Raw genomic sequence first — 23113 nt, 5'->3', positions numbered from 1 at the left:
ATTTGAATACTATCATTATATTATCATTATTGATTTATTAAATACACTATTTAAAAACTATGCTTATATTTATTATCCGCTACAGTTTTGTGGCGAGCTTTTGAATTAAATAATTAAAAATGGCAATAGCAGAAAACGGCCCACAAGGCAATCACATTGGCAGGATAGGTAACCTTACCTATTACATGCTGAACGGCAAAAACGTTGTACGTGAAATTGGTGTAAGCACCAAACCGCCCAGTGAAGCACAGCTGAAGACCAGGATGGAGACCAAACTGCGCAGCGGCTTGCTGCGCAAGTTGCTGGATTTCATCAAGACCGGTTTTTCTGTAGCGGCAATACTGGAGGCCGATAACCCTTTTAACCAGGCGGCAAAGAGCAACAAACAAATATTTGAAGGGAATTATCCCGATCTGAAAATTGCATATCAGAAACTGCGGCTCAGTAAAGGTAATTTAAAACCTGCAGAAGACTGGCTGGTAGCGCCTGTTGCAACCGGACTGGAATACAGCTGGGCTACCCATCCGGAGATGCCCTGGCCTGAGGCTACCGACCAGGTGATGATGCTGGCTTATTTTCCTGATGAAGAAAAAGTTTTCTTTAAGTTATTTGGCAACAGCAGGCTAAGCGGCTCCGATTTACTGGAAATACCGCCCAGCATGCAGCAGAAATATATGGAGACCTATATCTCTTTTATATCGGCCGACAGAAAAGGGCTTTCCGACAGTTCCTATACCGGCAGTTTCAATAAAGACTAACCTCAACTAATTTAACTATGGGCATACTTAAATCTGGCGCACTTGGGCCTTTCCGCAATAAAGTGGGGCCATTGATTGGCAGGCGGCACATGTCGCAGAACCTGCTCCTCCCGCTACCCCACCCCAGCAGTAAACCGGCTACCGCCAAACAGCTGGAAGCGCAGGAGAAACTGGGCCTGCTCAGCAGCTTTCTGAACAGAATAGATAAACTGGTGAACCCGGGTTTCAAAGCCTATACCAAACACAACAGTCCGGTAAATGCTGCTTTTAAATACAATTACGACCATGCTTTTGTAAAACAGGGCGAAACCTTTCTGCTCAATTACCCGAAGCTGGTTTACAGTCGGGGACATATATTGCCGCCCGAGGGCGCGGCACTTAGTTCTGCCGGCAGCAAGATTACCTTTAGCTGGTTGCCCCAAAACCAATCGGCCTACTGCCAGTTTAGCGACAAAGCCAGTTTTATGGTGTTCAATGCGGTTAAAGAAAAGGGCTTTGTCATTATCCTGCAACATACCGTAAACAGGTATGCAGGGAGCTTTGAACTGGAAGTACCGAAAGACTTTGCCGGAAATCCTGTACATTGTTACATGAGTTTCAGTTCGGCAGACGGGAAAAAGCAAGGCGATAGTTTATATGTTGGCGAAGTGGTTGTGGCCTAAAAACCCGGCACACCCGAATAAAAAATCCCTGCTTCAGATGATGAAGCAGGGAATTTAAGAACTAAAAAATCAATCTTAGCTTTCAGGTACTAAAACAAATCCTGTGCTTGTTTTAGCAAACGTTTTTACTGTAGGAGTAACACCGCTTTTAAATAGCCCGTAAGTTATCTTATATAGAACTGTTTCATCAACAGGCGCACTTGCATATTTAGTCTTCAATATCAAAATCAAAGCAGCAGTGATCTGGCTTTCAGTCCAGTTATTCGCACCTCCAGTTATATCGAATGATGCAAAAGTTACAGCATTCGCTATGGCAGCATCGGTTGCAACTCCAGATTTATCCAGAACAGAAAAATCTGCTTTAATAAGCGTATAATAAACTGTTGGATCTGGAATCCAGGTACCTTTCTTTCTAAGAAAAGCTAAAGGACCTAAAGAAACTGGCTTGCTCACCCATTTTATCCCATCAAATATTAATGGTTTTATTCTTCTGTAAGTTTTGCTGCTTGCAAAATAATCAAATGCAACATATTTAACATCTCCCAGTTTTGCCTTTGCCGTTACACTAGCGTCTGATCCTAAAAAGACACTGAAATAACCAGCAAGATTAGGTTCATCAGCTGCTCCGAAATTAAATAACACCAATTTACCAGCAGATATATATTGAGCCTGACTTACTGTATATGCTTTAACCCACTGTCCATTCAGAAAAATAAAAGTATCTACAGCTGGTACACCCGCACTTGTTGTAGAACCCGATTCAAAATAAGCATAAGTAAGTATAGAAAGTTGATTATTTACTGCCGCAGGATATTTCTTTGATAAAAACTCCAAAGACTTTGCAGTAGTAAAATTCTTATTGTTGTTACCGTTTGTAGCTGAATAATCTGCATCCGTAACTGTATACGTTAAAGGATTTGGATTGTTTGTAATTAAGCTATCAGCAGGTTTTACCTGTGCAGGCATTGAATTATAACTAATATTGGCTTTGGTCCCGTCTCCTAGCTGTGGATATTTTTTATTTAAAATTACCGAGATGAAATCATTTGCATCAGCAGTTGTAGCGAAATAAAAACCCGTCCTTGCATAATTACCTGCCGGCAGAAGACCATAATCAGCATTAGCCAGCGTCAAAACTACAGTTTTATCTGCAGCAACTGGCTTTATGTTATTGATTTCATCCTTTAAAGGGTTACAGGCAACGAATATCATGCTCATAAACGCTACCAGATATAATATGTTCTTTTTCATGATTGTCATTTTAGAAATTTACTTTTAAACCAACTGTCCAGGTTCTGCCAGCACCGTAATACACGTTGGCATTATTTACATCACTGATGCCATTGGTAAACGTCGTTGCATTTGAATCTGAGATATATTCAGTACCCAGCAGATTATTCACGTTAGCAAACATTGAAGATTTGATACCTGCAAATTTGAATTTGAATACAGCGTTCACATCAACCAGCGAATAACTTGGTACTTGCCATGGCCTCAATCCCTCTGAAGTCATGATGGTAGGAACAAAGGAAGAATAATAACGGCCGAAATAGTTATAATCGGCACCAATCCTTAAATCTTCAGTAACATCAAAAGATGCCCCTAAAGCTAAGGTTGTTTGTGGTTGATCACCAACCTTGACGCCTTTTGTATACAGAGGGCCAATTGAACCTCCCGTTAACTCTTTACCATTAACATCAGTAATTACCGCCTTTGGTACATTGCTATCCCATTTCCAGTCACCAACAGAAAGCATTGCATTGATGGTTAGCGCCTGTACGGGTGAGTATTTAAAATCAACTTCTACCCCTTGGTGCAAGGCATCCACACCACTTAAATTCGCTGTATAAAACTGCTGGGTTGGGGCATCATAATAAGCGTTAATTGTTGACCTATCCTTCCAGGTAGTACGGTAAATATTTACATTTCCAGAAAACTTAGTGCTTCTGTAGCCGTAGCCCAGTTCATAGCTAAGTATTTTTTCACTAACGGCATCATCATTCTTTTTATTCTGGTAACCAGCAAAAACAGCCTCGAAAATAGGTGCTTTTTCAAAATAACCAACGTTGGCAAATACATTATGGTGCTGATCAATGTTGTAGTTTGCACCACCTTTAGTCTGGTATCCAAAATAGTTCACTTTTGCACTTTTACGCGCAGGATCTGAATCTAAATATTTAAAATGATCAACACGCTGATAAGAAGTATTGGATCCTGACAAGGATAGAAATGCAGAAAGGTTGCCATAACTGTATTCACCTTGTACGAAAGCACCCTGCCAGCCTACTAAACCATCATAGTAAAACCCGATTTTATCACCGGTTTTAGCCATTTTAACCGGGTTGTTGATATCACCGGCGCCGCGGGAAGTGGTGGGATTGCCGTTCGCTATCTCTAAAACATATTCAGCACCTAGTAAATTTCTTACTGAATTGTAGTGGATACCTTTGTATTGTCTCAGGTCAAGTCCACCCACCAAATCGATTCTGTCATTCAGTTTTTTCTTGTAGGTACTCATTAAACCGCCCCAAACGTGATCATTTCTGTAAGACTGAAGATAGGCCTGTGCACTACCGTCCGGTGAAGCTGTATTCAAATCTACAAGGGCGTCAATATCTACAGGAGTGTATTTGTTACCTGTTCTGGTTGTTAGAAAAAGATTGGCATTGTTGGGGAATTCATTTCCTCCTCTACCTATTGAACCATATAGTGCGGTTGACAAGGAAGAAGTCTGATCTATAATCCAGCTGTGGTTTAAGGAAACCTGTGGTTTGTGATAGTAGTTACCGCTTATGGTTTTTTCTTTTCCATCCAGAATACCGTAGTTGGGATTGAATTTGTTGCCTTGAGGAGCCTCCTGGTAATAGGCAAGTTGAAAACGCTCAAATCTGGAAGCATGATACTGAGGTGCACCAAAACCTGTTAACGACAAAGTATGTTTATCGTTGATTATCTTTGAGACATTAAAGAAATAGCTGTACGCCTCATAAGCCAGGCCATTTACATAACCATCGCCTACGTTTCTTGAACCCATTGCTGAAAATGCCCAACCTTTATCGGTTAAACCGGTTGAATAAGAGAAGGTAGTTTTGTTGAAACCGTAACTTCCCAGTCCCTGGTAAATGAAACCGCCTTTTTTAACATCTGTAGTACGGGTCTGGATATTGACCGTACCACCCAATGAAGGCACAGCTACTTTGGAGGCACCTAAACCTCTTTGTACCTGTATAGAACTAGTTACATCATTTAAGCCTGCCCAGTTAGACCAGAATACGCGGCCATCTTCCATGTCGTTTACAGGAATACCATTGATCATTACGGCAATGTTGGCACTTTGGAACCCCCTCATGTTGATCCTGGAATCACCAAAACCACCACCGGTACCTTTGGTAGCATATATACCTGGTACCGATTTAAGCAATTCCGGGAACTCCTGCTGACCGCCTTTTTCGGCAATTCTTTCGGAATTCACAACAGAAAGTGCAACAGGCGTTTTTCTGTCGATAGCGATGTTGTTGGCCACGATCATTACCTCGTCCATTGTATTTGAACTTGAAGTTAGGGTAATTAGACCCAGGTCTGTTTTTCCTGCAGGAACCACAACTTCTTTACGGTTGTAACCGATGTAAGAGATCACCAATACATTGGTCCCCTCCTGTTTCTTGATAGAAAAGGTACCCTCTGGTGTAGTAGATGTAGATATTCCCGCGCCTTTTAGCGTAATTACCGCTCCAGGCAATGATTCCTTTGTTAATGAATCGATCACTTTACCCCTGATTGTCTGCTGGGCAAAAGCACCGAGCGCAACAAACTGTAACAGTAAAGAGAAAACAAGTAAAGATTTCTTCATACTTTTTTAGTTAGTTAATAATGTTTTGTACGATATCTTAAAATATCGGCACAAAGTTAAATATTTATTATGCTTGCATTTCTTTTTCATTGTTAAATAATTATTAATAATTGAGGTATTTTTCAACATTTAACACAAACCTTAATTACTACAACCTACAGTTCACCAGTTATTTACATTAATTCTATTTTAATTTATAATTTGGAAATAAGCGCTATTCGTGCTATGAGCCGCCAAATCTGACATTCATCTTTGCTATGACAGATATAATGAACATTTTTTTATAATTTTGGCGCGTACTAAAGTTAAATTCCTTTTAATAAAGATATGAACTACGATGTAATTGTTATAGGCAGCGGTCCGGGTGGATATGTGGCTGCGATCAGAGCTTCTCAGTTAGGTTTGAAAACTGCAGTAGTTGAACGCGAATCTTTAGGTGGAATATGCCTGAACTGGGGCTGTATACCAACCAAAGCATTATTAAAAAGCGCTCAGGTATTTGAATACATTAACCATGCTGCTGAGTATGGAATTAAAACTGCCGAAGCTGAAGCAGATTTTGCTGCTGTGATTAAACGCAGTCGTGGTGTTGCCGATGGCATGAGCAAAGGTGTTCAGTTCTTGATGAAAAAGAACAAAATTGATGTGATCATGGGTACCGGCAAAGTTAAACCGGGCAATAAGGTAGAAGTTAAAGCTGCCGACGGATCGCAAAAAGAATATACAGCTACCAGCATTATACTGGCTACAGGCGGAAGGTCAAGAGAATTGCCTAACCTGAAACAGGACGGTAAAAAAGTAATTGGCTACAGACAGGCGATGGTATTGCCTGAGCAGCCGAAATCGATGGTTGTAGTAGGCTCTGGCGCCATTGGCGTTGAGTTTGCCTATTTCTATGCCACCCTGGGCACTAAGGTAACCATTGTAGAATTTATGGACAATGTGGTACCTGTAGAAGATGAAGATGTATCTAAACAATTGCTGCGCAGCTTCAAAAAAGCCGGCATCGAGATCATGACCTCTTCGAGCGTAGAATCTGTTGATACCAGCGGTACCGGATGTAAAGTTCAGGTAAAAACAGCTGCTGGCATGCAGACACTGGAATGTGACATCGTATTGTCGGCCGCCGGAGTTGTGGCCAACATTGAAAACCTTGGACTGGAAGAAACAGGCATCAAAACCGAAAAAGGTAAAGTTGTTGTTGACGAGTTCTACAACACTTCTGTTAAGGGCTATTATGCAATTGGCGATATTGTTGGCGGACAAGCGCTTGCACACGTAGCTTCTGCCGAAGGCATCATCTGCGTAGAAAAAATTGCCGGTCATAAACCAGAGCCCCTGGATTACAACAATATCCCTGGATGTACCTATTGCAGTCCGGAAATTGCTTCTGTAGGCTATACCGAAAAAGCGGCCAAAGCTGCAGGATATGAACTGAAGATTGGTAAATTCCCTTTCTCTGCTTCGGGTAAAGCCAGTGCTGCCGGTGCAAAAGATGGTTTTGTAAAACTGATTTTTGATGCCAAGTATGGTGAATTATTAGGTGCACACATGATTGGTGCCAACGTTACAGAAATGATTGCTGAAATTGTAGTGGCCAGAAAACTGGAAACTACAGGCCATGAAATGATCAAATCGGTACACCCGCACCCAACCATGAGCGAAGCCATTATGGAAGCTGCTGCTGATGCTTACGGTGAGGTGATCCATTTATAAAGGACAAATTAAGTGATCTGTTTTCGGGCTGCATAATTGCGCTGAAGGGCGCAAAGACGCTATGCCCTCTCCCAGACACTGAATTTGTTGCTAAAAAAACTCAGAGAGAGGTGGTTTTCAACTACCTCTTTTTTTATGTTTATATTTACGATAATTACAGAACTAATTTACTTTAAGTACAATAACTGGAAATGAACTTACATACCATAAATACCGGCTTTTTTAAACTGGACGGGGGCGCAATGTTTGGCGTGGTACCGAAGTCCATATGGCAGCGGAGCAATCCGGCTGATGCCAATAACCTTTGCAGCTGGGCCATGCGCTGCCTGCTGATAGAAGATGGCGACCGCCTGATATTGATAGACAATGGCATTGGCGACAAGCAGGACGAGAAATTTATGGGTCATTATTACCTGCATGGCGAGGATACGCTGGACAAATCATTGGCAGCAAAGGGCTTTAGCAGGGACGACATTACCGATGTGTTTCTGACACACCTGCATTTTGACCATTGTGGGGGCTCTATTGTACGTGTAGGCGATAAACTGCGGCCTGCTTTTAGAAATGCTTTTTACTGGAGCAATGCCAAACACTGGAACTGGGCGGTAAACCCTAACGACAGGGAAAAGGCCTCCTTTTTAAAAGAAAACATCCTTCCCATCCAGGACAGCGGGCAACTCCGGTTTGTGGAAGACAAGGATGGTGTGGCTTTTCATGAGGGCATCAACATCCGCTTTGCCTTTGGACATACCGATGCCATGATGCTGCCACAAATCCGGTACAAGGATAAAACCATTGTTTATATGGCCGATCTCCTGCCTTCTGTAGGGCATATCCCCCTGCCCTATGTAATGGCTTACGATATGTTCCCGCTGCAAACCCTAAAAGAGAAAAAAGCCTTTCTGCAGGAGGCAGCCGATAAGGAGTATATCCTTTACCTGGAGCACGACCCTGTTAATGAGTGCTGTACGCTGCAGCATACAGAAAAAGGCGTGAGATTGCAGGAAACCTTTGATCTGGCCAGCCTTTAAACAAAAAATAATCTTCCAGGCTTTTTGTTTAACATTTGTTTTCCTAAATTGTGGTTATTATCAACCTAAGTAAAAATTAAATTAAACAAACGATCATGGGTAAATTTGAAATTACTACAAGAAAAAACGGTGAATATCAATTCAATCTAAAAGCTGGTAATGGTCAGGTTATTTTAGCAAGCGAAGGCTATTCGAGCAAAAGTGCATGCCAGAACGGTATTGAGTCGGTAAGGAAAAATGCTTCGGACGACAGTAAGTTCGAAAGAAAGACATCATCCAATGGTAAGCCTTATTTTAACCTGAAGGCCTCAAATGGTCAGGTAATTGGCAACAGTGAAATGTATGAAAGTGAAGCCAGCAGAGAAAACGGCATTGAGTCTGTAAAAAAGAACGCACCTACTGCAGACGTGTCTGACCTGAGTTAAGTGTGAATAAAATTGCCTGTCAGTTCCCGGAATGGATACTGACAGGCCTTATATATAAGTTCTGCTAATCAGATCAGCTGGTGTTGGTTTTACTGACAGAATTATCCGGATAAAATAATATTTCTGCTAAAACGCTTGCAATGTACCGGCCGTTTACGGCAACAAAATACTGATTTATAGAATATTAACGCCCAGCCCCGTCTTTAGCGCTACATACTGACAAAAGTATTTTGGAATAATTATTGCTGCATTATTACCATGCAAATTAGGGCTGTAAAGTGTAACATTTTCAGGAATTTATGTTTCAATGTTGCCTTTAAATTCTTACTTTTGCACGTTCAAAACATAACGAGTACCAAAACATATAGATGAGACAACTCAAAATCACGCAATCAATTACCAATCGCGAAAGTCAATCACTAGACAAATACCTTCACGAGATTGGTAAAGTGGATTTAATCACTGCAGAAGAAGAAGTAATACTAGCTAGGAAGATACGGGAAGGAGATCAGGCTGCATTAGAACGCTTAACAAAAACAAATTTACGTTTCGTTGTTTCAGTTGCCAAGCAATATCAGAATCAGGGTTTAACTTTAGGAGATTTGATCAATGAAGGTAACCTGGGTTTGATCAAAGCGGCAAAGCGTTTTGACGAGACAAAAGGTTTTAAATTCATTTCTTATGCGGTTTGGTGGATCCGTCAGTCTATATTACAGGCTATTGCAGAGCAAAGCCGTATTGTACGTTTGCCTTTAAACCAGGTTGGCTCGTTAAGCAAGATCAGTAAAGCATTCTCGAAACTGGAACAGGAATATGAGCGCGAGCCTTCTCCTGAAGAACTGGCAGATATTTTAGAGACTACAGTAGATAAAATTTCGGACACACTGAGCAATTCCGGCCGCCATGTATCTATGGATGCCCCTTTTGTTCAGGGTGAAGAAAATACATTATTGGATGTACTGGAAAACCATGAACCGAACACAGACAGCAGTCTGATCAATGAGTCGCTTTCTGAAGAGATCAAACGTTCTTTGTCTACTTTAACTGAGCGTGAGCGTGAGATCATTGTTTTGTTCTTTGGTTTGAGCACCAACCATCCCCTGTCTCTGGAAGAGATTGGTGAGAAGTTTAACTTAACCCGCGAGCGTGTACGCCAGATCAAAGACAAGGCCTTGCAACGTTTGCGTCATACTTCAAGAAGCAAAATCTTAAAATCCTATTTAGGATAAGAAGGAAGATAAACACATATCAAAATTATAACGTAAAAAAGATTGGGTACTCGCTCAATCTTTTTTACTTTTGCAGCATTCTAACCAAAAATTCATCAAATGTTAAAAAAGTACCAATCTGAGTTCCAGAACTGGATTGAAAAAGAAAAAAAAGCGATTGAATTGATCAATATTGTCGGACAGTTGTGGTTCGACAGATCTGTTGAACTGGTATTGTTCCGTAAACCTTTATTTGATGTTGGCAGCAGCGAGATCCTTGCACACCACCAATATGCCAAAGAGATCAGCGGAAAAGACATCAGCATTTACACTACACTGGAACTGGCAGCCACTATTGCAAAATGCAACCTTGCCCCTTCAAGAGTAGATGTTGGCCGACTGGCTTCAGAATGGCTGGAAGACAACAACAATTATCCTTCTATTCACGATTTTGTAGTGAGTAAGCTGAGCAAGCACATAGGAAAAGACAAAATAAGCTTAAAGCCGGTAGATGTAGTCCTGTTTGGTTTTGGCCGGATTGGCCGGATTGCCGCGCGTGAGCTGATCTTACAGGCCGGAAAAGGCGAACAACTGCGCTTAAGGGCCATAGTAACCCGAAGCTATAGCGACGAAGAACTGATCAAAAGAGCTGAACTGTTGCGTACAGACTCTATCCACGGTCCTTTTAATGGTACCATTGTAGAAGATTTTGAAAATAAAGCCCTTATTGTAAACGGACAGACCGTACATTTTATCCAGGCCTCATCTCCTGAATCAGTAGATTATACGGCATATGACATCAACGATGCGCTGCTGATAGACAATACCGGAATTTACCGCGACCGTGAAGGCCTGGGCCGTCACCTTAAAGCTAAGGGAATCAGCAAAGTACTGCTGACCGCACCTGCCAAGGGCGACATTCCTAATATAGTTGCGGGCATAAACGATACTGCTGTAGATTTCGAAGCAGAAAACATTTTATCAAATGCATCTTGTACCACAAATGCCATTGTACCTGTATTGAAGGTAGTTGATGATGCTTTTGGCATTGAAAAAGGACATATTGAAACCGTACACTCCTATACCAACGACCAGAATTTGCTGGACAATTACCATAAAAAATACCGCAGGGGCCGTTCGGCTGCCTTAAACCTGGTGATTACAGAAACCGGTGCAGATAAAGCCGTTGCCAAAGTAATCCCGCATTTGGGTGGTAAACTAACCGGAAATGCCGTGCGTGTACCTACGCCAAATGTTTCGCTGGCCATTCTGAACCTTTCTTTAAACAAGGTGACCTCTAAAGAAGAGGTAGGTGAAGTTTTAAAGCAGGCTTCGCTTTTTGGCGACTTATCTGAACAGATTGAGTACTCTATCTCTAACGAGCTGGTGAGTACCGATTTAATTGGCAACAGCCATGCTTCTATTATTGACGGCCCGGCCACCATCATTGCAAAAGACAACAAATCGGTAGTGCTTTATGCCTGGTACGACAATGAATATGGTTATACCAGACAGGTGATCCGCCTGGCCAAGAAGATGGCCGGTGTAATCAGGCTTACTTACTATTAAAAAATATAGGTTTCTACTAAAGCGGTCCGTTTATTAAAAAATAAACGGGCCGCTTTGTTTTCATAGTTCATCTAAAACTTAGAACTGAACGATTTTTGGCCTGGTCTGCGCAATATCCTCTATTTTATCCATTACCTCATCGGTTAACAAAGGCACAACTTCCAAAGCGGTAAGGTTTTCCTTCAGCTGCGCTGGCTTGGAAGCGCCTAAAATAACCGAGCTTACATTCGGGTTTTTAAGACACCAGGCCAGGGATAGTTTGGCCAGCGAAGTATTCAGCTTGTCTGCCAGTTTTTGCAGTTCCTGCGCTTTTTTAAGCTTATCTTCATTTAGAACAGCATCTTTTAGCCACTCCATTCCTTTTAATTCCAACCTGGTATCTGTGGTCTTTTTAGCAGTATACTTACCAGAAAGCAGTCCTGACGCGAGTGGCGACCAGATGGTAGTGCCCAATCCGTACTCCTTAAACAACAGCAGATATTCGTTTTCCAGTTTGTTCCGCTCCATCAGGTTATACTGGGGCTGTTCCATGGTAGGGCCAATCAGGTTGTACTGCCTGGCCACCCTGATGGCTTCCATAATCTCGGCAGCACTCCATTCGGAGGTTCCCCAATACAAAATTTTACCTTGCTGCAAGAGCGTATTCATGGCCCATACGGTTTCTTCTATAGGTGTATTTTTATCCGGACGGTGGCAGAAGTAAAGATCCAGGTAATCTACCTGCAAACGGCTCAATGCACCGTTACAGGCTTCTATAACATGTTTACGGGAAAGCCCTACCCTGTTCGGGCCTTTATTTTCAGTACCAAAAAACACCTTACTGGAAACGACAAAAGACTCCCTTTCCCATTTATGGGCCTTCAGTATTTTACCCATTACAATTTCCGACTTACCGGCAGCATAACCTTCGGCGTTGTCGAAGAAATTTACGCCTGCATCATAAGCCATTCCCATCAGTTCATCAGCAGTTTTATCGCTGATCTGTTGCCCGAAAGTAAGCCAGCTGCCCAAGGACAATGCACTTACCTGCAATCCTGATTTTCCTAAACGTCTGTATTCCATTTAAAATCTTTTTATAATTAATAATGCCCCCAAATTAAGGGGATATAATGAAAACAGTACTTTCCGGCTTAAGTTTTTACAAAAGGAGGATTGTCTGAATCTCGTTACATATAATTACCTTTACGATATGTTGAAATCTATGACCATGAATACCTGCCTGACGATATCGATGGGATTATTGCTTTGCTGCAGTTCTGTTAAAAACACTGCGGGTACGGCCGCAGACCAGCAATTGTTAAAGGATGTAGAGATCTTGTCCTCAGACGCTTACGAAGGTAGAAAAACGGACACCAGGGGTGCTGAAATGGCCAGAACTTATCTCATCAGGCGCTTTCAGGCAGCAGGCCTTAAAACTTTCCCGCAATTGCAGGGTTATGAGCAGCCTTTCTCTTTTAAAATGAGCAACAATAAACAGGTTAATGGCAAAAACCTGGTTGGCTTTATTGAAGGCAAGAGCGCCAAGAGCGATAAGGTAATTGTAATTTCTGCGCATTACGATCACATTGGGATTATTAACGGGCAGATTTACAATGGTGCGGACGACAATGCTTCGGGTGTTGCGGCTTTACTTAAATTCGCGGCCTATTTTGCACACAACAAGCCAGATCACACCCTGATCTTTGCTGCATTTGATGCGGAAGAAATGGGCTTACAAGGTGCAAAAGCTTTTGTGGCCAATCCGCCTGTAGGCCTGGATAAGCTCAAACTGAATATCAATATGGACATGATCAGTCACAACGACAAGGGAGAACTGTATGTGTGCGGCACATCCAAATACCCTGCTTTAAAAGATTATTTCTACACCAGCAAACCTACTCCTAAGCTGTTGTTTGGGCATGATGATCCTGCATCGGGTAAAGATGACTGGACCAATCAAAGTGATCAGGGTGCGTTTAATGCCAAAAACATTCCCTTCCTCTACTTTGGTGTAGAAGATCACAAGGATTACCATAAGGCTACCGATGAATATCAGAACATCAACAAAACCTTCTTTATCGATGCCAGCAATGCCATTTTAGAGGTCATCGTTAACATTGATAAAGAACGTGATGCACAAAAGCTTTTCCACGAAAAGGTACGCATGAAAAAGCAGTAAGGTTTAAAAATCTATGGCTAAAAGGCTGTTTGTAGGAATAAGTATTCCATTTTTTAACTGAAGATATTTCTCTGTAACGGCCCATACTGTTGTGGAAACCGTCTTTGCCCCTTCCCTGGTATTGAAAGTAATGTCTGCTTTGGATTTGAACTCGTTTCCGAGTCGCTGCGCAGCATTCAATTTATCTTTTAACTCTTCAGTATGGTTTTCATCAGCTGGTATGATCTGGCTGACATCTATTGCTTCTTTCTCGATTAATTCCCCTAACATAATATATTGGCTAAAAATACATGGTTAAACATCGTTTAACCAAACTCTATACCAATAAACAAAAAAAGCGCCACAGTTCAAAGTCAGACACACAATTGTGTCAATAAAATTTCTGATACATGACAAAGGCTGCCAGGTCCTGCTATTTACCAGTTACTGGCGTGGTTTGAGGCGATTTTCAATCATCCCCACGAACTCTGAATTTTCTTTGACAGGACGCAATACATTCTCGGCTGTAAAACTCATATCCTGGCCGGCAACCCTCAGTACAGAAGTCTTTGCATTTCCCTGAACAGCCAGTCCACCCGGATTTAGCACAGCTATCGCTTTTGCCAGGTAAGGCTCATTCTTATCGCCTTCTTCATATCTTGGATCATCAAAGAAGTTAGGCTCGGCAGCATTTTCAGCATAATCCGGGATCATTCCAGAAAAATAGCCCCCCTGATCTAAACTATTCTTGGTTTCGAACAGCGAATAATATACATCATATTTATTTTCCAGCCTTATCGGGAAGAAGCCTATCGGCTTACCATAGGTTTTTTCTCCAACCAGCTTAACAGTCATTTTTGGTTTCAGGCAATTGATCACCAGTTCACTTGCAGAAGCCGTATTTCCTGAAACAATAAATACGATATTGGTCACATTTGTTAAAGCCCCTACCTTACTAAAATTATAAGTGTTTCTGGCTACGGTATAATCAATATTATCGTATAAATTCATCATTTTCCCATCCTTATATTGGATAACATCATTCTCTGTATAAGGCTGGTTTTTTAAAATGGTAGCTTGTTTGTTCTGCATCGCAGAATTATAGTATTCCTTATACATAACCCCGCTCACACCTGATGGCACGATCAGGTTGATCAGATGTTCAGCGGTATTGATATACCCCCCGCCATTATATCTGAGGTCAACTATCAAATCTGTAACACCCTGGGCAGAAAAATCACCGAAAGCTTTATCCAATACATCAAATGAATTTTCTTTGGTTGAGAAACGCGCCAGTGACAAATAACCGATCTTTTTTGTTGAAGTGGCAAAAACCTTTGACAAATAAACCGGATTACTTTTATAGGAAGTTTTATCTAAAACCACCTCAAAAGTTCCTTGTTTTACGCCCCCTACAAATTTCGATCCGGCCAGTGTAACACGGCTGGCAGACAATGCACTATTTACAGTGCTTCTCTCATTGGTATAATTTGCCCCAACGGTTTGTCCGTTAATTTTTTCAATTAACCATCCTCTTTTTACGCCTTTAGCCGCCGCATCAGACCCGGGATAAACTGCGGTAATGAATAAAGAATAAGTGCTAGAAGTAGAGGATAAATAGAATACCGGACGGATTCCAATATCGTTCCCATTACCTTCCAGATCTACGGATAGCAAACCATCTGGTATGGTAGCTACCGGATTACGGTTTGCAATCGTTTCTATATAGGAATATTTAGGAGCTCCGGAAGTGCTTACATAGTCGGCCGAACCTGAAGATTTTACAATATTAAACAGTTCTTTATTGTAATCCGAGCCATAATTTCTCGGAACAAATTCATCATAGGAAGGTAAGGTGGTATTCCAGAAATAAATCTGCTTGGCATACAAAAACAAGGAATCATTGGTCAGCTCCGTGCGGTTTGTTGTTGGCGTTTGTTTTGTATTTGGACCGGATGAAGGCGGTTCAGGCGCAGGATCTGGCTTTACTTTGGATTTTTTGCAGGCAGCAAAGGCCGCAATAATGAGCATTGCAAAAAGGAGCGCAGACTTCCTCTGCCACATATTGGTCTTCATCTTTTCTATTTTATATGTAAATATAAACGGAATTAGTTAACAAACAGATCATCAACCTGTAAATAACTGATTTTAACATTTGAAGCCATCTCCCCTGCGAAATCCGTTTTACCGACCAGCAGCATATCTTCTTTTTTAAGCGCATGCTGATCTGCGATAAATTCAAGGGCGTTTACTGTCGGATCCAGCTCTTCAGCAAAATAAACAGTTAAATATTTCTCTAACCCGTTCCATTCTGTTTGTTTGATCTTATTGAGCTGCATTGCCGGATTTCCGCTAACCAGCAGGAACAACTGTTTGCGTTCCAGTACGATGCTCTGTAAAGCATTTAAAACTTCGTTAAAGATCAATAGTTTAAGCGGTAAACGCACGCTATGCAGCAACATGTCAAAATTTACACGGTACTTTTCATCGATGTTGAACTTTGCCGCAGTTTTATCAAAAACACACTCAGGACCTTCCTCTGTAAAGATCTGCTGCATATAATGAAGTACATCAGCAGCGTTTAGCTGCTCGCCATACTCCATAAATTGTGCGAACAGATAATACACCTGCAGCAGATAGTCCTTTTCGGGATAAATTACATTGTCGAGTTCAAAAATAAAGGCTTGTTTTTCTTTAAAATAGTGCTCCGGAATCATGGGCGTGTATTTTAGATGACCTGGTTGTCATCTGGTGTTAAAACATGGATGTTAAATTCTTCGAAGAGCACCTTCGATTTGATGACTTCTGCCAGTTCGAAATCGTAAAGTGGCAAAATGGCATCTGCCCCTTCATTAAGGGAGTGGTTGAGCAAATTATGGGCAATGATGTCGTCGTTTCTCTCACCCAGAGAAAGAAAGGTATACTTTTCGGAAGGAAAAAGCGGTACCTCGCCGTAATCGGCCAGTACAATGGTATCATTTGGGTAAGCTGCAAGCAGCTTTAAAGCCTGGACAGATTTTCCGGCAGTAATTAAAATCTTCATTAATATAGAATTAGACCATCTTTCATGGTAACCACCCTGTCGCTGATCTTGGCCAGACCTTCGTTATGGGTAACAATGACAAAGGTTTGCCTGAAGTTATCGCGCAGGGTAATAAAAAATTCGTGCAGGGCATTGGCATTGGCAGAGTCGAGGTTACCCGAAGGTTCATCGGCCAGAATGATTGCCGGGTTATTGATGAGCGCCCGTGCTACGGCAACACGCTGCTGCTCTCCGCCCGAAAGCTGATTGGGTTTATGATCTGCGCGGTCTTTCAGGCCCAGCAGATCAAGCAGTTCCATTGCACGTTGCTCTGCCTGTTTTTTCCCGGTTTTAGCTATGAAAGCCGGAATACAGATATTTTCCAAAGCTGTAAACTCTGGCAGCAGATGATGAAACTGGAAAACGAAACCGATATTCCGGTTACGAAAAACACTCAGCAGTTCGCCTGTAAGTCCGTTTACCTTAGTGCCTTTAAGTTCTACTGTGCCCTGGTCGGGTTTATCCAATGTACCCAGGATGTGCAGGAGTGTGCTTTTCCCTGCTCCTGAGGCGCCAATGATACTTACAATTTCCCCCTTTTCAACTTCAAAATCAACGCCTTTTAATATGGGCAGATTTCCGTAAGCTTTTTTTATACCTGTTGCTTTTAGCATAAATGCAAACTTACAAAAAACCATCATAAAGCGCTCCGCAGAAATTTCCTTAAATATTATTTTGGAAATTAAGATTTATCATTTAACTTTGAAATACAAAGTACTTTAAAAATGAGCAAACAGGAAGAACAACTCAATGCACTGAACGACATCAAAAAACTGATGGACCGTTCGTCCCGATTCATTTCGTTAAGCGGGCTGTCCGGAGTTTTTGCCGGGGTTACAGCATTGTTAGGTGCCTATCTGGCACATGTTGAAATCAACAATTACCTCACTGCAAGCGGTCAATACAGTGCTTATCTTGTTGATTCTTCCCTGTTAGATCTGGAATTCAACCTGCTCAAAATAGGTTTTGGCGTACTGGTAGTTGCCCTTGCCGGAGGTTTATTGTTTACATTAAGACAGAGCAGAAAAAGAAACCTTCCGTTTTGGGACAGGACTACGAAAAACCTGCTCATTAACCTGGCCATTCCTTTGGTTTCCGGAGGATTGTTCATTATCGCATTGCTGCTTGTTCATCCCAACACCTATGGCCTGATTGCCCCAGCCTGCCTGGTATTTTACGGACTGGCACTCATCAATGCCAGTAAGTATACTTACAGCGACATCCGTTTTTTAGGGCTTTGTGAAATTGTACTGGGCTTAATAGCGATGTTTTATATAGGTTACGGACTTTATTTCTGGGCTATCGGTTTCGGCATATTGCATATTTTTTATGGCATGCTGATGTACTTTAAATACGAAAGGGCCAGGTAATGAAAAATCCTATAGAGGCACTAAACAAGATATTCGACAGCAGGATCAGGCTGGGTGTGATGTCTGTACTGATTGTGAACGACAGCATCAGTTTTAATGAACTGAAACAATTGCTGGAACTTACCGATGGCAACCTGGCCTCCCATTTAAATACGCTGGAGCAGGCCCAGTACCTGAAGGTATACAAGGCATTTATCGGTAAAAAAACAAATACCACCTACAGCATTACAGAATTGGGCAGGCATGCCTTTAAAGCGCACCTGGATGCTCTAGAAAAGATGATTAAAGGCGTTTAATTTTTTTTATACTATCACTTTGAAATACAAAGCACTTTAAAATACATTAACAACCATTAAAAATGAAAAATAAATCCAACTTTCTGATCCTATCCAGTTTTCTGGGGGGACTGCTGTTTAGCTACCTGTTCTGGGCAGAGAAACTGGCACTTAATCTTTTTATTTATAGTTTGTATCTCATTACAATAACCTATTTGAATAAAGACATTGCTAAAAGCGCCAAATTTAAGATCTACGCACTAGCCCATATATTGGCAGCGCTTTTAGTAGTGGTTAACAATTCCGATTTAACCATTTGCAGCTATTATATAAGTCTACTCCTGTTTGTTGGTTTTAGTCACTACCAACAGATCCGAACCGTATTTACAGCTATACTAGCATCGATTTTACAACTGATCACCATACCATTTAACTTTATCCAAAGCTTAACTACCGTAGCCATTGGCCGGTTTAATCTGAGACCGGTGTTAAAACTCATCAAATATATTTTTATCCCAGTATTTATAGTTTCCCTGTTTACCATCTTCTACAGCGCAGCCAATGATATTTTTGCGCATTACGCCGAATCCATACTTATCAATTTATCCGAATGTTTTAAAACCCTCTTTAGTTTCTTTTTTAAGGACCTTACTTTTGAACGTTTTGTACACCTCTGTGTGGGAACAGTATTAACTGGAGGCTTATTGTTTACTTTCTTTGATAAACACCTGGAGAACACCGAAGCTAAATGCAATGAAAAACTAATCAGAACAAGGAGAAAAACCGGACAAACAACTTTGTGGAGGGAAATTATACAAACCTTTAGCGGTAACCTGCTAAATAAAAAGCTTGCACTCAAAACCGAGTACATTACCAGCATCATTTCTTTCATTGCTTTAAATATCTTATTGCTAACCGTAAACCTGATCGACATCGCCACATTATGGTTTGGCTATAAACCCTCGGGTAACTTTTCCGCTGATTTACACGAGGGAACCAATGCCTTAATTCTCAGCATCATTATGGCCATGATTGTTATTCTTTACTTCTTCAGGGGCAACCTAAACTTTTACAGCAAAAGCAAAACACTAAAAACGCTCGCCTACATCTGGATGGTCCAAAACTTCATCCTTATCCTATCTGTTTTCATCAGGGATGGTTATTATATTGAATATTATGGACTAACCCACAAAAGAATTGGCGTACTGGTATTCGCTATGTTATGCATTATTGGCCTGATCACCGTTTATATCAAAGTGTCCAGACAAAAAACGTTTTTCTACCTGGCAAAAATTAACGGACAGCTATGGTTTGCCTTATTGCTTACTTTCAGCACCATCAACTGGGATATTTTTATTGTAAAATACAACATTGACCATGCAAACACTGTTGCTATTGATCCTGATTACCTGCTTTCTTTATCAGACAAAACACTTCCTTTTTTAGATAAGAACCGTACCAGGTTTATCCACCCCCCGGCAGCACAAAAAATAGCCCCGCCGTCTGCATTAGTCACCCCGGAAGTTGATCTACAAAAAAGACTTGACCAGAGAATAACCCATTTTGCCGAACGATATAAGCGTACAACCTGGTTGTCCTGGAACCTGCCTGACTGGAATTCAGCTGCATATTTCGGAATAAACAAACTATAAACGCTATGAAATTACGAGAAAACGGAATTTATTATGCCCTGGGGATTTTGCTGTTTGTGACTTTAAAAGTTGTTTACAGGTATATGAATGCAGATGATTTGTTTTTTATCCTCCATCCTACTGATCAGATTGTTTCCCTTCTTACAAACTCGAAAGGGATATTTATAAATGGTGCAGGTTATTTCCATCAGGACCTGAATGTGCTGATAGAAAAATCCTGTTCAGGATTTACCTTTTTCATACTCAGCTTTATCATTACTTACTTTGTTACAATAAACCATTTTCATCATAAAAAACACAAATGGTTAACGCTTCCTCTGAGCGTTTTAGTGGCCTGGCTCCTCACTACAGTTGTGAATGCCTCAAGGATCGCCATTGCCATTCTGCTCAGGAAAATAACAGTTCCATTACCAGGAGCCAACAAATGGCTCCATCAGGCTGAAGGGACATTCGTCTACCTGTTTTTCCTCATTCTATTCTATAAGACATTGAATCATCTGCTCACCCAATATTTTCCGGAAAATGAAAAATTTGCTTAACCCGAAGTGGTTGTTAATCATAAATATCCTGCCTGTCACTCTATTGTTTGTAGTTTTTTTTAGCAACTACAACATCATTGAAAGTCTTTTAACGATAGAAACCAAGATTTTATGGTCGAAGTTTTTTTGGGCACTGGCCATTTTAACAGGCTTTCAACTGGCTTACCTGATTTTTTCTACAGTCAAGAAAAAAACCATTTCAGTATACTATGCGCTTATCGTCCTCGTTTTGTACAGCGCATTGATTTATTGTTATACACAATACATCGGCTTACTGATTCCAAATAACATCCCAAACTGGATGATATCCTCAGATATAATCATGTACCCTGGCACCTTTTTAATGCCAACCCTGGCACACGCCCTCTTTATATTGGTTGTTGTTTTCAGTAAACATGCTACATACGCAGATGTCTGGCTAAATTTTCTATATGGAATATCAACCCCATTGGCCGCATACATATTTGCTGAAATCATACTCCCTTTATGGAAAAAGCCTGAAGACAACTATGGGGACCACACGCTGATCATTTTTTTTATAGCAGCATCGATCTTCTTCTTATTCTTTATTTGCAGAGGATTTTATGTTTTGACCACTTTACAATCTAAAAGGTTGTTAAAATACAATCTGTATTGGAAAATTCTCATTGCTCTGCTATTGCCTTTACTTGGACTATGCATTAAGAATGGTGTACTTTCAAACAGTACCGGACTGGGAACATCGTATTTTGGGAATTTCACACATCCCTGGTTTTACATTATTGCAATCATAAACGGGCTATTAATTTGTTTACCAATTTTCAAAAGACCTGACTCCAGATTGCTTCGTTTTTTTGGGCTGATGATCTGCTTTCCTTATTGCATTTATTTCTTCCTGGTATTTCTGCCTTATTTACCACTTGCCATTGTTGCGGTTGTTGTTATTGGTATAGGTTTTTTAATGCTGAGTCCACTGTTTCTGTTTATTCTTCAAACCGATGAACTGTATAAAGAATACAGATATCTCAGCCAAAGCTATTCAACAGTAAAAATTACCATAGGAAGCCTTATTGCCTTAAGCATCATACCGCTTACGATTACAGTTTTCAACCTGCGTGATAAAAAAATACTCAACGAAGCATTAAGCTATGTTTATAGTCCGGACTATTCGAAAAACTATACTATTGACCGGATATCGTTATTCAATACCATAACTGCGATCAAAGCGAATAAAAGACCCAACCTATTTACCAACGAAAACATTCCTTTCATTACACCATACTATAACTGGCTTGTTTTGGACAATATGATTCTATCAGATGAAAAAATCAGTGTATTGGAGCAGGTATTTTTCGGAGAAAAAAAAGAGGATCCGGCTATTGAACAGGACAACAGCATCGGTAAGGTCTGGCCATCAAAAATAAAAGTCAAAAGTAAATTTAATCAGAAACAGCAATACTGGATCAGCACTTTAGACCTGGAATTAACCAATCCTGACAGCACAAATTTAGTTAGTTACGGAACTGAATTTACTTTACCCGAGGGTTGCTGGATCCGGGATTATTACCTGCATATAGGCAATAGAAGAGAGCCCGGTATTTTAGCCGAGAAAAAATCAGCACTTTGGGTGTTTTCACAAATCAGAAACGAAAACCGCGACCCGGGGATCCTATATTATCTGACTGGAAATAAAATCGCATTTAAAGTTTTTCCCTTCGCTGCAAAAGAGATCAGAAAAACAGGAATCGAATTTATACATAAATCGCCAGTTACTCTAAATTTTGCTGGTCATGTCCTGTCACTTGGCAAAAATGATCCGAATGTTATCGCTAAAATTGAAACCGTTGATCATGCAACTTATATTCCTGCTACTGAAAAAGCTAAATTAAAGCTGGTCAGGCGAAAACCGATATATCATTTCATTATTGACATATCTAAAAACAAAGCGACAAGCATCAGAAGTTACATGACCAGAATAAAGAATCTGACAAGCAGCCACAACCTCAAAACTGAGGACATCAGGCTTAATCTAACCAATGCATTTTATAAGGAAATCCCAATGGATAGCGACTGGGACAAACAGTTGAACAGAAATTCATTTGAAGGAGGCTTTTTTCTGGATGGTGCGATAAAAAAAATTCTGGTAAACAGCTACAAAAACAATAAAGCCGAGTTTCCTGTTATGATTGTCCTAACCGATAGTTTAAGCGAGGCATTTATCCAAAATGATTTTGCAGACCTTAAAATGACCTATCCTGAAAGTCCAAATTTCTATGAGCTTGATATGAATCATAAGTTATGGATACATAACTTACACACCAACCCAAAATTACGGTTAACACTAAGCTCCACATTGCCAAACGCTCTTCCTGTCTTCGCCTGGCCAAATGCTGTACAGCCCGATGCCTATCTTCCAAATGATGGTCAGCCTTCAATTGTGTTGATGCCCCGGAGAAACAATACCGGACTTTCTGTAGAAAAGAAATCCTGGCTTTCCGGTTTAAACTTACAGGGAATGTGGATCCGTAACACCATAAATGACAATTTACCCGAAAACCCTCATTTACAACTGGTTAAAAAAAGTATGCAAAGCGGTATCCTATCCCCATCAACATCCTTTCTTGTTGTAGAAAACCAGGCACAAAAAATGGCTTTGTTGAAAAAGCAAGAGCAAATTTTATCAGGGAATAAAAACCTTGACCCTGATGAGGAAACCCAAAGCATGACCGAACCAAATTTATACATCCTCATTGTGCTTCTGTTAGTGATATTCGGTTATCGTTTTGTAAAATCGAGACATATCCCACTTAAATGTTAATGGGGTAATCCAGGGCACTTTATCCCCATTAATTTAGGCCAC

The 23113-nt window shown here is 40.8% G+C and carries 21 protein-coding genes; 13 read left to right on the top strand and 8 right to left on the bottom strand.

Going from position 1 to position 23113, the window contains the following annotated elements; translation table 11 throughout:
* The first annotated feature begins 119 nt into the window (after window positions 1–119).
* Together ABIE26_RS18605 and ABIE26_RS18600 are read left to right on the top strand one after the other, a co-directional pair.
* The gene (locus tag ABIE26_RS18605; RefSeq protein ID WP_310144712.1) at window positions 120–758 is read left to right on the top strand and encodes a DUF6266 family protein; all 639 of its coding nucleotides are present in this window, start codon (window positions 120–122) and stop codon (window positions 756–758) included.
* A 17-nt stretch (window positions 759–775) separates the two neighbouring features.
* Entirely contained in the window at window positions 776–1420 is a 645-nt protein-coding gene (locus ABIE26_RS18600) for a DUF6266 family protein (protein WP_310144711.1), read from the top strand.
* Window positions 1421–1495: 75 nt separating this feature from the next.
* On the opposite strand, the gene ABIE26_RS18595 is transcribed toward ABIE26_RS18600, so the two are convergent.
* Together ABIE26_RS18595 and ABIE26_RS18590 are read right to left on the bottom strand one after the other, a co-directional pair.
* A complete protein-coding gene (locus tag ABIE26_RS18595) occupies window positions 1496–2671 on the bottom strand; it encodes a hypothetical protein (protein WP_310144708.1) in 1176 nt (391 codons plus the stop codon).
* A gap of 10 nt (window positions 2672–2681) precedes the next feature.
* Window positions 2682–5270: a TonB-dependent receptor gene (locus ABIE26_RS18590; RefSeq protein ID WP_310144705.1), complete on the bottom strand. Its 2589-nt coding sequence runs from the start codon at window positions 5268–5270 to the stop codon at window positions 2682–2684.
* 327 nt (window positions 5271–5597) lie between these two features.
* On the opposite strand from ABIE26_RS18590, the gene lpdA reads away from it, so the two are divergent.
* From lpdA to ABIE26_RS18565, 5 genes are all read left to right on the top strand, one after another.
* Complete coding sequence (gene lpdA / locus ABIE26_RS18585; protein WP_310144702.1) at window positions 5598–6986, top strand: dihydrolipoyl dehydrogenase; 1389 nt, start codon at window positions 5598–5600, stop codon at window positions 6984–6986.
* Window positions 6987–7177: 191 nt separating this feature from the next.
* Window positions 7178–8017, top strand: coding sequence for an MBL fold metallo-hydrolase (locus tag ABIE26_RS18580; protein WP_310144700.1), 840 nt, complete (start codon window positions 7178–7180; stop codon window positions 8015–8017).
* Between the two features lie 95 nt (window positions 8018–8112).
* Window positions 8113–8442: a YegP family protein gene (locus ABIE26_RS18575; RefSeq protein WP_310144699.1), complete on the top strand. Its 330-nt coding sequence runs from the start codon at window positions 8113–8115 to the stop codon at window positions 8440–8442.
* A gap of 368 nt (window positions 8443–8810) precedes the next feature.
* Window positions 8811–9671: a sigma-70 family RNA polymerase sigma factor gene (locus tag ABIE26_RS18570; RefSeq protein ID WP_008242129.1), complete on the top strand. Its 861-nt coding sequence runs from the start codon at window positions 8811–8813 to the stop codon at window positions 9669–9671.
* A 99-nt stretch (window positions 9672–9770) separates the two neighbouring features.
* A complete protein-coding gene (locus ABIE26_RS18565; RefSeq protein ID WP_310144678.1) occupies window positions 9771–11219 on the top strand; it encodes a glyceraldehyde-3-phosphate dehydrogenase in 1449 nt (482 codons plus the stop codon).
* A gap of 78 nt (window positions 11220–11297) precedes the next feature.
* Here the strand turns inward: ABIE26_RS18565 and ABIE26_RS18560 are convergent, their stop codons facing one another.
* Window positions 11298–12281, bottom strand: coding sequence for a potassium channel beta subunit family protein (locus ABIE26_RS18560; protein ID WP_310144675.1), 984 nt, complete (start codon window positions 12279–12281; stop codon window positions 11298–11300).
* Window positions 12282–12408: 127 nt separating this feature from the next.
* Between ABIE26_RS18560 and ABIE26_RS18555 the strand changes: the two genes are divergently transcribed.
* Complete coding sequence (locus tag ABIE26_RS18555; RefSeq protein WP_310144673.1) at window positions 12409–13377, top strand: M28 family peptidase; 969 nt, start codon at window positions 12409–12411, stop codon at window positions 13375–13377.
* A gap of 3 nt (window positions 13378–13380) precedes the next feature.
* Here ABIE26_RS18555 and ABIE26_RS18550 read toward each other — a convergent pair whose 3' ends face one another.
* The 5 genes from ABIE26_RS18550 to ABIE26_RS18530 form a co-directional block, all read right to left on the bottom strand.
* A complete protein-coding gene (locus tag ABIE26_RS18550) occupies window positions 13381–13647 on the bottom strand; it encodes a hypothetical protein (protein WP_200815599.1) in 267 nt (88 codons plus the stop codon).
* A 153-nt stretch (window positions 13648–13800) separates the two neighbouring features.
* On the bottom strand, window positions 13801–15432 hold the full coding sequence (locus ABIE26_RS18545) for a S41 family peptidase (protein WP_310144669.1): 1632 nt from the start codon (window positions 15430–15432) through the stop codon (window positions 13801–13803).
* Between the two features lie 32 nt (window positions 15433–15464).
* Window positions 15465–16073 (bottom strand): haloacid dehalogenase, encoded by a 609-nt coding sequence (locus ABIE26_RS18540; protein WP_310144668.1) that lies wholly within the window; start codon window positions 16071–16073, stop codon window positions 15465–15467.
* Window positions 16074–16084: 11 nt separating this feature from the next.
* Entirely contained in the window at window positions 16085–16399 is a 315-nt protein-coding gene (locus tag ABIE26_RS18535; RefSeq protein ID WP_310144665.1) for a hypothetical protein, read from the bottom strand.
* Window positions 16399–17052: an ABC transporter ATP-binding protein gene (locus ABIE26_RS18530; protein ID WP_310144662.1), complete on the bottom strand. Its 654-nt coding sequence runs from the start codon at window positions 17050–17052 to the stop codon at window positions 16399–16401. The genes ABIE26_RS18535 and ABIE26_RS18530 overlap by 1 nt, the downstream gene beginning before the upstream one ends.
* Before the next feature lie 111 nt (window positions 17053–17163).
* Between ABIE26_RS18530 and ABIE26_RS18525 the strand changes: the two genes are divergently transcribed.
* From ABIE26_RS18525 to ABIE26_RS18505, 5 genes are all read left to right on the top strand, one after another.
* On the top strand, window positions 17164–17808 hold the full coding sequence (locus tag ABIE26_RS18525; RefSeq protein ID WP_310144660.1) for a hypothetical protein: 645 nt from the start codon (window positions 17164–17166) through the stop codon (window positions 17806–17808).
* Window positions 17808–18104, top strand: coding sequence for a winged helix-turn-helix domain-containing protein (locus ABIE26_RS18520; protein WP_084236844.1), 297 nt, complete (start codon window positions 17808–17810; stop codon window positions 18102–18104). The genes ABIE26_RS18525 and ABIE26_RS18520 overlap by 1 nt, the downstream gene beginning before the upstream one ends.
* A gap of 62 nt (window positions 18105–18166) precedes the next feature.
* A complete protein-coding gene (locus ABIE26_RS18515) occupies window positions 18167–19735 on the top strand; it encodes a DUF4153 domain-containing protein (protein ID WP_310144656.1) in 1569 nt (522 codons plus the stop codon).
* Between the two features lie 5 nt (window positions 19736–19740).
* Entirely contained in the window at window positions 19741–20274 is a 534-nt protein-coding gene (gene xrtK, locus ABIE26_RS18510) for an exosortase K (RefSeq protein ID WP_310144652.1), read from the top strand.
* Window positions 20258–23071: an MSEP-CTERM sorting domain-containing protein gene (locus ABIE26_RS18505; protein ID WP_310144649.1), complete on the top strand. Its 2814-nt coding sequence runs from the start codon at window positions 20258–20260 to the stop codon at window positions 23069–23071. The genes xrtK and ABIE26_RS18505 overlap by 17 nt, the downstream gene beginning before the upstream one ends.
* The last annotated feature ends 42 nt before the right edge of the window (window positions 23072–23113 follow it).

The sequence above is a fragment of the Pedobacter africanus genome, from assembly GCF_040548825.1.
Taxonomy (GTDB): Bacteria; Bacteroidota; Bacteroidia; order Sphingobacteriales; family Sphingobacteriaceae; genus Pedobacter; species Pedobacter africanus_A.
This window is presented reverse-complemented; position numbering and strand designations above follow the sequence as displayed.